General features: G+C 58.3%; 7 protein-coding genes. All 7 read right to left on the reverse strand.

The features are described from left to right. Positions 1-24 precede the first annotated feature (24 nt). Entirely contained in the window at positions 25-432 is a 408-nt protein-coding gene (locus FUT88_RS17960) for a hypothetical protein (RefSeq protein ID WP_261797209.1), read from the reverse strand. A gap of 169 nt (positions 433-601) precedes the next feature. Next, on the reverse strand, positions 602-1,555 hold the full coding sequence (locus FUT88_RS17965; protein WP_147217124.1) for a DUF6708 domain-containing protein: 954 nt from the start codon (positions 1,553-1,555) through the stop codon (positions 602-604). A 16-nt stretch (positions 1,556-1,571) separates the two neighbouring features. After that, positions 1,572-1,778: a hypothetical protein gene (locus FUT88_RS17970; protein WP_147217126.1), complete on the reverse strand. Its 207-nt coding sequence runs from the start codon at positions 1,776-1,778 to the stop codon at positions 1,572-1,574. Then, positions 1,775-2,695 (reverse strand): DUF6708 domain-containing protein, encoded by a 921-nt coding sequence (locus FUT88_RS26830; RefSeq protein WP_261797210.1) that lies wholly within the window; start codon positions 2,693-2,695, stop codon positions 1,775-1,777. The genes FUT88_RS17970 and FUT88_RS26830 overlap by 4 nt, the downstream gene beginning before the upstream one ends. Then, positions 2,692-6,024, reverse strand: a complete 3,333-nt coding sequence (locus FUT88_RS17980; RefSeq protein ID WP_186829328.1) for a DUF2273 domain-containing protein — start codon at positions 6,022-6,024, stop codon at positions 2,692-2,694. Before FUT88_RS17980 ends, FUT88_RS26830 begins: the two co-directional genes overlap by 4 nt. A gap of 20 nt (positions 6,025-6,044) precedes the next feature. Beyond that, entirely contained in the window at positions 6,045-6,965 is a 921-nt protein-coding gene (locus FUT88_RS17985) for a DUF4123 domain-containing protein (protein ID WP_222614278.1), read from the reverse strand. A gap of 14 nt (positions 6,966-6,979) precedes the next feature. Continuing rightward, positions 6,980-7,977 (reverse strand): type VI secretion system Vgr family protein (locus FUT88_RS17990; protein WP_147217128.1); only part of this gene is annotated, 998 nt, incomplete at its 5' end.

A 7,977-nucleotide genomic window follows, 5' to 3' on the forward strand; every position in this document is an offset into this window, starting at 1 on the left:
GAAAACTGATGTGCGATACGAAACTCAGGGCTTGGCGACGCGGCAATCCGCCAGCGCCAGCGTCAGGCCAACGAACTGCCGGTTCAGGCAATCCAGCGTGATGTCCTTGCTGGGCTTGTACGCCGCAAGCTTGCGATCGGGAAACAGCGCCTTGAGCGCGTCACGCTGATCGTCCTGGAACGGCGCGCCCACCTTCAGGTCTTCCGTCACGGCCAGCGTGTTCAGGCTGTCGTCGGACAACGGGTAGACCTGGCCCTTGAAAACCAGGCGGCGACCGTCGTATTTCTTCGACGCGGTCGGCGCGTCCTTGAAATATTCGGTCAGCACCTGGCGGTACGAAACCTGCAACGGGGTGTCGTCCTGGGCGAAGGCGGGCGTGACGAGCAACGCGACCACAGCAGAAGCGGTGGCGAAGCGGGACAGGGCGTTCATATCAGCGTGCGTGATTGAGACGTCCGCGCGCGCGGAGCGGACGGTGGAGATGCTACGCAGGCTTGGGGCGGTTGGGGGGATTGTTTCTAAATCTTCATGTGCCGGCGGGCCCATCGCTCACATCTGCATGGCTGAGCTTCACGGGGGGCGCATCCCGGCACAAGGAAACTCAATCGCGCGAATGTCGCCCGGTTCGCGAAACGATCTCTGCCGGCCACTTTGGCTCCGGCGCAAGGCGTTGCCCGACGTACTCGAAAATACCCGCAGGAAGAAACAGCCAAAACAGCGGGATCCCAACCGCCGTCAGCAGCACCAACTCAACCGCGTGCATATTGGCGCGAAGCCGTGCGCCTTCTTCTGTCCGATCAAACAACGGATAGAACTCCAGCAGGCACCGCCGGAAACTGATATCGCGCGGGAACGGCCTGATGTCTCGCAGATTCTTTGGCCCCTCACTCATGAAGCAGCGGATATACGCCCACATCTGATGCAGCACGAGTGGAGTCGCCACCTGCAACTTCACGATGATCCGATCCTGGACCTTGGTCGTATTTGCTTCGCACTGCGCCAAAATCAGCCCATAGCGCACCGAGTACGTCTTGCCGTTGTATCCGGCGATCTTTCCAATTTCCGCTTCGGCGCGCGACCAATCCAGCTCCTTGATCACGGTCTTCCATGTGGCGAATGGATTCGCCTTGGGCACATACTCAAACGCAAAGACCTTCCGGTTCTTTCGATCGAACAGAACCGGAAGGTCTCGTGGCGTCCGCACCCCTCTCTTGATGAGGTGAAGCAAAAGAACCGCAAGCCCCAGCAGCATCACGGCCAGCACCGACGCGATGACCGGCGACTCTTCAGGGTGACCGTCCTGATACATCTGACCGATGAACGGCAGCATGGCCACAAACGCGATGGAGACGCCCACCCCAAACATCAGACCAAAACCACGCGGGATGGACGACGCCCGGGACAACTCAAACACGTCTTCATTCACGTAATTGAGGTCGAGTGCGAGGTTTGGTTGATCACTCTTGTCGCTGGACTTGAGCGGCACGGTTGGGCCGGGCAAGTCTTCATACCAGTAGGGGCTCTGCGGCTGCAGTTTTGAGCGGCGCTCTGCCATTGGAGTCGAAAACGAGTTACTCGTACTCGTAGCGGTATCCGTACTCGTCGTAGCTTTCAAGCGTGATGATCTTCGCGTCAACGGGTTTGCACGCTAACGCCCGGGTCTCGCCGATGGCATCGGCATCGCGCACAACCTCGGTTCCCCACTGCAGGCCGCCGCCAGATCTGCCCCGTAGGGCACTCCCTAAACGCGCAAGCATCGCCGGAATTTCTCTTGTCATGCCTCTGCTGCAACTCCGGCCAATCGCTCCACCTCTGCAACACTCAAAGCCGGACCACCCGCTGCCGCAATGACCTCCGGTGGAAATTCCAACGGCTTGCGGCTATTTGCAGGCTTGCGCAACTGCTCTCCCGGCTGGATGGACGGACCGCCCTCCTCCATGTAACGACGGATATGTTCCCAAACCTGGAACAGTCGCTCATCCTCAAAGTAGCCTTCGTAGCCGATTGGGACACAGTCTTTCACGACGTTGCGGCCATGTTCATCCTGCGCTCCCCATAGCAGCACCAGCCAATGTGAGTCGTGGAACGATTTGCCCGCATTGGACGCGAGGAGCTTGTAACTGCGCACCTTGACGCCATCCCATGGGTAGGTGTTGACGTCAGAGTTTGTGAATCCCCAGAATTTGAAAAACTTGGGGCGAACGGGGCGAACAAACGTGACAGTTCGATCTACCTTATTAAAAAGAATCGGCCAGTCGGATGGCATTCTCACTGTGAAATTGAAGAACCAGATTGATACCAAGGCTAAAATAACGGAACCTACCGCACTAACAGAGAATCCAACAAAATCATCATAGTCAGCACCAAGCGATTGAATCGCAAAGAACCCGAGCGTCGCTGAGACTAAAGAGCAAAAAATTACCGCGAACCAACCAAGCCCTTTTTTATTTTGAGCATACGGCGAACCAATCGCAATGGCCCGCGGGTAGATTGCCACGAGGCATTTCCTGGTTCTTGCCAGAAGATGAGTTGTCTGACTTTTATCGTCAGGCGCGATACGCCAGGGATTCTTGCTTGGAGGAACAATCGGCTTCAGCTTATCTAAAACTTGAAAGTATGGATCGGGCTTATCCCAAACCGGAGCCAATACCGACTTACCAGATGGGCCATCAGCTTCATCACGCTCGGCAGTCAATCTCGAATCTCCTCGTCAACAATGAGTGAGCGCGCATCAATGCCCTGAGCCTGACCATCACTTGAAGTTGTGAAGATTTGCACGGTGCCACGCGCATTGCGGAAGCGCATCATATCAACCTTCGACGACAACACCAGCGTCGTCACACCGTTCTCGGTTTTCTCCTCAAAGGTCGGAGAAATACCGCTTGCTGTGCTGGGCATTTTCTTTGCGATCATGCCCGACCCACTGTAGGAGGCAGTTCCCACGAGAGTCTCGCCTTTGCCGCCCGATACGTAAACACGCATTTCCCAACCAAGTCGATCACGTAGGGTTTTTGGCAACACGAACCGCAACCACGCCTCTCGGGTATAAGTCTGCTCTTCCCCGAAAAGCCCGGCACCGTCTGCAGCCATAGCGGATGTACCAAGATTTTCGATCAGGTTCCAGCGGAAGGAAAAATCGATCTGCGCACACAGCAAAACCTTGTTTGCCTCTTTCACCTCAACGGCGTAGCTCTCCCACTTATCTTCGGCTATTCCCCAAACCGTTTTTGCAGCCCATGTTTCAGGTGGCCGATCTTTGATAAGCAGGATTATAAATCCGACAATGACACCAATCGCAACCAGCACCAACCCAACAACCGTAAATGTGAGCACGCTAATACCGAGAGCACCGCCGACAGTAGCGCCGATTGCCGCTCCGACAGCCAGCGCAAATAGCACACCTTGAACGATATACCCGGCCCTCGCCTTTCGGTCTCCATCGCTGCCAGCCTTACTGGCGTTTACGAAAGCCTGCGCCGCATCCACCGCAGTCGACCCTGCCGCCAAGAACCCTGCGATTCTTTTCACTCCTTCGACTGCCACCGTTCTACCCACATGCTCTAGGTACTGCGCCCGAAGCTCATAGAGCGCAGCTGTCAACCCCAATCCAGCCGACAGTAGCCCCGTCCGAGCGGCGAATCTCTCTTGATCGTTGCCATTGGCATAGTCGCCCCAAGCTTTGTGGATCAGCAACACTTGCAAAAGGCCGGAGCCGGCAGAAAACACACCGCTTCTGCTCATGGCCACCCTCATATGCCCTTTGGCCCACTCTGACGTCTTAACAGCATCAATGAACTGTCCTGCTGAGCGCGCTGCTTTGGCGCCATAGATTTCAGCGGGCGCCACAAGATATCGGGCACCCCTTGTCACGCTCTGGCCCGCCTTACTCAGCGTTGCCTCTGGATTACTAACCATCAGGTACACGTCGACCATGCCCATGGCGATCTTCGGGCTGCCATTCGCCTCAATCGCGACAGCCGTGTTCAGGAGCAGGCTCTCGACCTTGTTCTTTCCCGCTTGCGCCGTTTGCTTGACCGCTTCAGCAACCTCTCCACGCATGACGTTCCAGACCCGCACAGCGTCAGACAGCGGCATCTGCACCCGCATAAGCTTGAGCAGTGGGTCGGCTTCACTCCGTGTCATCACCGCCATGGTGAGAAGCTTTAGCTGGTATCGCAGCTTCTCGGAGATCTGCCCCGCCTGCAAATCCAGTTTCGTCATGACGGCCGTGGTAGTGGCCAGCAGCGCTTGGGTTGCCAACCTAGCGTCATCAAGCAATACGCCTTTACCTGCCTTGATAGCCGCTTTAACGGGCTCCAAGTCCATGATTCCTTTGACTGAATCCCACTCCTTGGATACCTGATCCTTCTCCGCGATCCAGTCAATGAACTGCTTCTGATTACCGAGCAATGCCCGTGTGAGGAGCGCTTCCTTATCGTCGAACTTGGATGTCAAAAATGGTTTGAACCACTTCGCCCCCTCATCGGTCATGGGGCCACCCAGCGTCAGATTCGCAACGCATTGCGCGTAGTAAATCCCGTCGATATGAGTTGTCTCATCGAAGTCATGAGAGGTCACAAGTTTGCGAGCGTCGCTCTGCAACCAAACCTTGTAGTCCTTCTCGACTTCTGCCAAGTGCTTCTGGTCGGCTGCCGCCTTGTCTCGATACCGCTGCAGATATTGGGCATACGAACCACTGGGGCCGTTCGGCGACGGCAGATTTCTAAGCTTGCCGAGCAGGCGTGTGCGGGCATCCTTGGTGTCCTGATCAATCTCACTAGCACCGGGAATGCGAACCGTTCCGTTGTTGGGGTCCGGATGCCAAAATTTCGGATTCATCCCTGGTTTGACCAAGTTCGGCATGAATTCTGCATCTGGCGGCAAACGGCCGTCCTTCTGCATCGCATCAAACTGCGTGCGCGTAACACTCGTGCCCTGCAGTTTGGAGAATCCTGCGTTGCGATCCTTATGCTGCTGGCCGTTCTGCTCGATCAATTTGAGCATGCCCTCGATCTGCAAGGCGGATTGGAACTTGCGGGCTTCTTCCTTGGTGACAACAGACTCTGCCGCTGAATTGCACAATGTGATCCGACGCTGGGCTGCTTCCGTGGTAATGCCCTCGGCATCGGGCACGCACACCATCATCAGCTTTGCATCGGTGTAGGTCTTATCCGACAACTTTTCTACCATTGCGTGGGCTTGGTTCCACAGCAACTGCGCGTCGTCCGGGCGTACTTTCTGTTTTGGATTCTTAAAGAGCGGCGAGGATTGTTTGTCGTCCTGGGCGTCAGGCGATGGGGCTGCCGCCGCGCCGTTGGTCTGACCAGCCTTGGCGGGGATCAATCGTGGGAACGGATTTCCACGCAGTACATCAGGCTTGAGAGCACCGTCGTAGTCGGGCATGCATTGGGCAACGTTCTCGGGCGTGAGTGCGATTGAGGCCTCACTTGAGCTTGCTGGAGCGTTAATGCACGCCATCCGTTTTTCACGGAGATCGAGCTGGCGTCCATACTTCTTCAGCGTCGCTGGGCTCCACGGGGACGAGCTGAAACCGACCCACACTCGCTTTGTCAGCTTCGGTTTTGGGATAACGAACAGCATCGCCGTGGCATAGCTTTCACTGCGCTTGCACGAGAAGGCTTCCTCGTCCTTGCCAGCCATCTCCAATGGGATTGGCGTCAGATAGCCACCGTGGTCGACACGGAATACCTGCCACCCATGTTGTTTGACCAACTCAGGCGTATGGGCCTTCTCATAGTAGGCATAGAGATAGCCCGCTCGTAGGGTCCGCAGAACATATCCGGAAGCCACTAGACCAGGGGCCTGCTGCTTTTTTATTACTGGCGCCAGAATCTTCTCGCGAGCAGCGGCGTAGCGTTTCTCTGCCAGTCCCAGGCGCGTGAGCAACACTGGCAAACCGGCTTTGACACAAGATGGGCATCCCTCCGTCCCGCAGGCGGGCTTTGCGGACGCCGCTGCAACTTGCGCATTGCGCGAGTAACTGATGGGTTGACCTTCGGCCATGGTTCGATTTCCGTGAATGTCTAGTTGGTTTCCGGCAAGCCATCCGCAGTCAACTCGTGTCGAATGCGGTCCCATCCCTCCGGATCTGGAATTTCCGCCAGCGCCTCATGCAGGGGCATATCGCTGCTTTTCGCTATGCGTACGAGTTCAGCAACGCGCGGATGGTTGCAAAGGTCCGGGTGAATCTGCAGTTGATAAGCACTCATCAGCACAATGTCAGCAGATTCAGTTAGGCCGAGCGATCTCGCCGACCTCAATGCTCGCTCGATCTGTCGCACGTAGTCGGCCGGCAGCAATTCAGCAAAACTGGACCACCCTCGCAGCATCTGCTGAGCAAGTTCGCAGTCATGCAAGCGTGCCCACTGCGGGGCGGTCAGATGCAGCGCTTCCCCGTGGACATCGGCTGACTCAACGCTCTCAGCGGTGACCAAAGCCAGTTGACCGCGTCGGTCCAGCCGCCACCATTGCGTGATCTGACCAAGCCACGCTTTACGCTGCAAAGGGGAAAAAACCGGCCACAGCCACTCGAACACCCGGCGATCTGCCAGCCGCAGATACCGTCGGCCCACGCGCGGCTCCACGGGCAGCATCAAAGCTTGCAGATGCCGCACCAAGGCGCGCGGTTCCGCAGCAGATCGGAGCCATCCTCCTATAGCCATGCCTGCCCGGCTCTCTCGCTCCGCGGTGCTCTGCTCTGACAGAGCCATGGCAACGCTTGCCGACAGGACCTCGACGGCTCTCGGCTTGAGTTTGATAAGCCTTGGCCACTGATCGTCGTCCAACTGCGGCAGATCGATCGGGATCGGGAAAACTTCACAGCCGCTGGCCAATAGATCGATATCCGCCAGCGGCTCTCGCAACATCGGATCAACCAGCAGATACCCATGCTGCCCATCTTCAGCTTGCAGATGCTCGCCTAGCGTCCGTACCAGCGTCTCCAACGGCATAGGACTCATCAGATTAGTGCGGCGCCACCCGCCGCAGCGCCTTCATCTTTGGTCGGGCACGCCTTCAACTCGCCCTTCGCCAGTTGAGTATCGGCCCCCGCCCCACCCGGCCCCACAAACCGATGCCCCGCCCCCTTAAACGTCACCATCCCGGGCGCATGCAGCTCAATCGTGCCATTCGTCACCTTGATCTGCGCACCGGCTGCATTGACGAGCACGTGCTGCTTCGCCTCTGCAGTGACGTTGGCTTGCGTGGAGGCGACCGTCACGGCCTTCTCGGCCACCAGATGGGTCTCGCCCTTGAGGCTCGAAAGCCCCACCTTGCCGCTTGCGGCATGCATGGCGATGCCCGGTGTGGCATCCCCGGCTTGCCCGAGCGATTTGCCGTGCGCATAGAGGCTCAGCCCCTCGGCCACCGCCACTGAGAGATTGCCGCCCGCGGCGACGTTGGTGTCTTGCTTGGCGACCAACGTGGCTTGCGTGCCGGCAACCAGCACCGCATCGGCCGGTGTCGTGCTGAGGATGCCTTTGGGCGCCGAGACTTGCAGATGCGGCTCGCTGTAGGCAACGGCCTGCGCGCCTTCACCAGCGCTTTCGGCGTGGCGCAGCACTTCGGCGGTGTGGCGCAGTTGCTTGAGCGCGGGGAGTTTCTTGGCGGCGGGTTCGTCGGCCAGGCCGGCTTTCTGCTTCTGCGCTGCGTCGGCGAGGGATTCGGCGAGGTCGCTCACGGCTTCGATCTGGCTGGCGGCATCCTCGCTGTCCTGCAGCGATGCGCTGGTGCCGGCGCTGTGGGCGGTGAGCAGCAGGCCGGCGCCGGCGCGCACGGCGCCGCTGTCGTCGGTGGCGAGCGCGGCTCCGTGCCCGAGATCGGCCTGCCGCGCGCTGTCGACCTGTTCCTTGTGATGACCGAGCACGAGGCCGGTCGCCGCCTGCGTGGTGCTCAGCTGCGTGCGGCCCTGCCCTTGGGAGTCATCAAAGACGAGTTGGTTGTAACCCGACGAGCCCG

The sequence above is a fragment of the Ralstonia sp. TCR112 genome, assembly GCF_007997035.1.
Taxonomy (GTDB): domain Bacteria; phylum Pseudomonadota; class Gammaproteobacteria; order Burkholderiales; family Burkholderiaceae; genus Ralstonia; species Ralstonia edaphi.

Bases quoted from the DNA above. Each gene is read 5' to 3' on its own strand.
- FUT88_RS17960 (WP_261797209.1), bottom strand. From the start codon at position 432: ATGAACGCCCTGTCCCGCTTCGCCACCGCTTCTGCTGTGGTCGCGTTG.
- FUT88_RS17965 (WP_147217124.1), bottom strand. From the start codon at position 1,555: ATGGCAGAGCGCCGCTCAAAACTGCAGCCGCAGAGCCCCTACTGGTAT.
- FUT88_RS17970 (WP_147217126.1), bottom strand. From the start codon at position 1,778: ATGACAAGAGAAATTCCGGCGATGCTTGCGCGTTTAGGGAGTGCCCTA.
- FUT88_RS17980 (WP_186829328.1), bottom strand. From the start codon at position 6,024: ATGGCCGAAGGTCAACCCATCAGTTACTCGCGCAATGCGCAAGTTGCA.